The 2,573-nt window shown below is 35.9% G+C and carries 2 protein-coding genes; both read left to right on the top strand.

What is annotated here, in order from left to right:
• Positions 1-262 precede the first annotated feature (262 nt).
• A complete protein-coding gene (locus M3189_RS26325) occupies positions 263-1,135 on the top strand; it encodes a tyrosine-type recombinase/integrase (RefSeq protein ID WP_251639754.1) in 873 nt (290 codons plus the stop codon).
• Positions 1,132-2,274: an IS91 family transposase gene (locus tag M3189_RS26330; protein ID WP_251639756.1), complete on the top strand. Its 1,143-nt coding sequence runs from the start codon at positions 1,132-1,134 to the stop codon at positions 2,272-2,274. The genes M3189_RS26325 and M3189_RS26330 overlap by 4 nt, the downstream gene beginning before the upstream one ends.
• Positions 2,275-2,573: the final 299 nt, after the last annotated feature.

Raw genomic sequence — 2,573 nt, forward strand, 5'->3', positions numbered from 1 at the left:
AGAAGAACGAAATCGCTCCGCGATGGCTCTTTGGAAAATTCCTTATCCCTAAAAATGAATAAAAATAAAAAAGTATGTCTATCGTAGTATTGTTCAATCGCCAAACCAAACAATCTACGGAAGGACATACTTTTCTTATGAAGACACTACCATCGACAATTCAAAAAATACAAATACATATTTCTCTTAAGTTAGGGAGAGCTCCACCTTCTGATTATTGACTTATTTATTTGATATTAATCAATTATCAGGAGGAAATTTCATGAAACAATATGAACAAAAAATTGAGCTCTTCTTTGAACTTAAGGGTACCCCAGACTCCTCTCGAGAATCCTATTGGCGACGAATGCGAGCTTTTTTAAACTTCATGCAAGAGCTAAAAAAACCTATAGAAGAATTGACCCATGAGGATATCCAACAATACATCCTTTATCTCAAAAAAGAGAAAGGCCTTTCGGCCGGTACCATTAATAATTACGTTTCAGCGATTAAATTTTTCTATACCTATGTATTAGAAAGGGAATGGAACCCCATAAAAGTTCCAAGAATGAAAAGAACTCAGAAATTCCCTATCGTCCCTGCTAAAGAGGATGTACTTTTACTATTAAATTCTACTGTTAATTTAAAGCACAAGGCCATACTAGTATTAATTTATGGCAGTGGTCTTCGTGTGAGTGAAGTAGCCAAACTAAAAATTAGCGATATCTGTAGTAAGACCATGCGAATTCGAGTAGATCATGCAAAACACAATACCAACCGATATACGATTTTATCTCAGACAGCACTGGAAGTGCTTCGTGAGTATTTTAAAACTGATTTCCCTACTAAAAACTATGAACCTAATGATTGGCTGTTTCCAGGTAGAATTGAAACGGATCATATAAATGTCAAAAGCATCAAGAATACCATGATTAGGCTTAGGGACAAACTCCATCTTGACTCTACTATCTCTGCACATACATTAAGACATTGTTTTTCTACCCACTCCTTAGAAAACGGAGTAAATCCAGTGTTTATACAACAGATGCTCGGACATAAAAGTCTAAAAACGACACTAACGTATTTACACATGACATCTAAAAGTTTAATGGGCGTTAAAAGTCCGTTGGATTCCATGGGGAATCATGAGGAATGACTACTGTTCAAGATATTTTTAAGGCATTCTATCCCCAATATAAAGAAAAATATAAACCATCTCCTGAACAGGCCAAAGCAGCTAACGACATCATAAGATGTCGTACTTCACAGTTAAGTGGACATGCTTATGAATGTGAAACTTGTGGTCATACTCAAGTTCGATATAATTCATGCCGAAATCGGCACTGTTCCATGTGCCAAGGAGTTAATAAAGAAGTCTGGGTGGATAATCGAAAAAAGGATATTATCAATGCCCCTTATTTTCATGTCGTATTCACCATGCCGGAACAGCTACACATGGTAATCTATCATAATCAGAAATCACTTTACGATTTAATGTACAAATGCGTAGCGGAAACTCTTAAAGAGCTTTCCAATGATAAGAAGTATCTGGGAGCACAAATCGGTTTTTTCTCTGTCTTGCATACTTGGGGTCAAAACTTGCATTTTCATCCACATATTCATACAGTCGTTTTAGCCGGAGGGCTTTCCAAACAGAATCAATGGCGGACCTCCAGTAAAAAATTCTTTATTCCTGTTAAAGTACTGTCCAAAAAGTTCCGTGGAAAGTATCTGTATTATCTAAAGCAATACTATGAACAAAATTTGCTTGTTTTCTATAATAAAGGAAAAAAATATGAAAATCCGAAACAATTTCAGCGTTTAATCGATGAATGTTACGCACTAAATTGGTATAGCTACACCAAACGGACATTTTCAGGTCCCCTGGCTGTAGTCCAATACCTTGGGCGATATACACATCGAATCGCTATATCTAATAATCGAATCGTTTCAATAGGTAAAGACACGGTTACCATTCAAGTGAAGGATTATCGAAATAATAATCAAAAGAAAACCGTAACCATGAAGGCTGTAGAATTTATTCGCCGGTTTCTCATGCATATACTCCCGAAGGGATTAGTGAAAATCAGACATTATGGGATACTGGCTAATCGTAATAAAAAAAACAAGCTTAATATATGCCGAAAATTAACCAATAGCCCAACTTACGAGCCAATATTTACAGGACTAAGCACAATAGAAATTGTCTCGATTATTGCAGGAAAAGACGTCACGATATGTTCGTCCTGTAATAAATCACACCTTAGATTAGCTGCCCAACAAGTGGTACCGTAATAAGTGTTGAAATTAATACTTTTATAAATTGCCTCTTCAATGGGGAGGGGGAAATTGTATCCAAAAATAGATTAAACTTTGAAAAAGGTGCTAATCAAAAATAAAAATAGGTATTAATATCGAAATTTTACCTGATAGCCAAAAATTGAAACCCCATAGACCATGACCACGACTTCATTCTTCTCGGGCAATCAAAAATTTTGCGCATTTGGTTTTTCAACGATAAAAAAGCAAAGGCACAACTAGCAATTATCACTAGTTGTGCCTTTTTACGCGCAAAACTTCCGATTGTCCCCTAT

The sequence above is a fragment of the Neobacillus niacini genome (assembly GCF_023715415.1).
GTDB classification, from domain to species: Bacteria; Bacillota; Bacilli; order Bacillales; family Cytobacillaceae; genus Neobacillus; species Neobacillus niacini_C.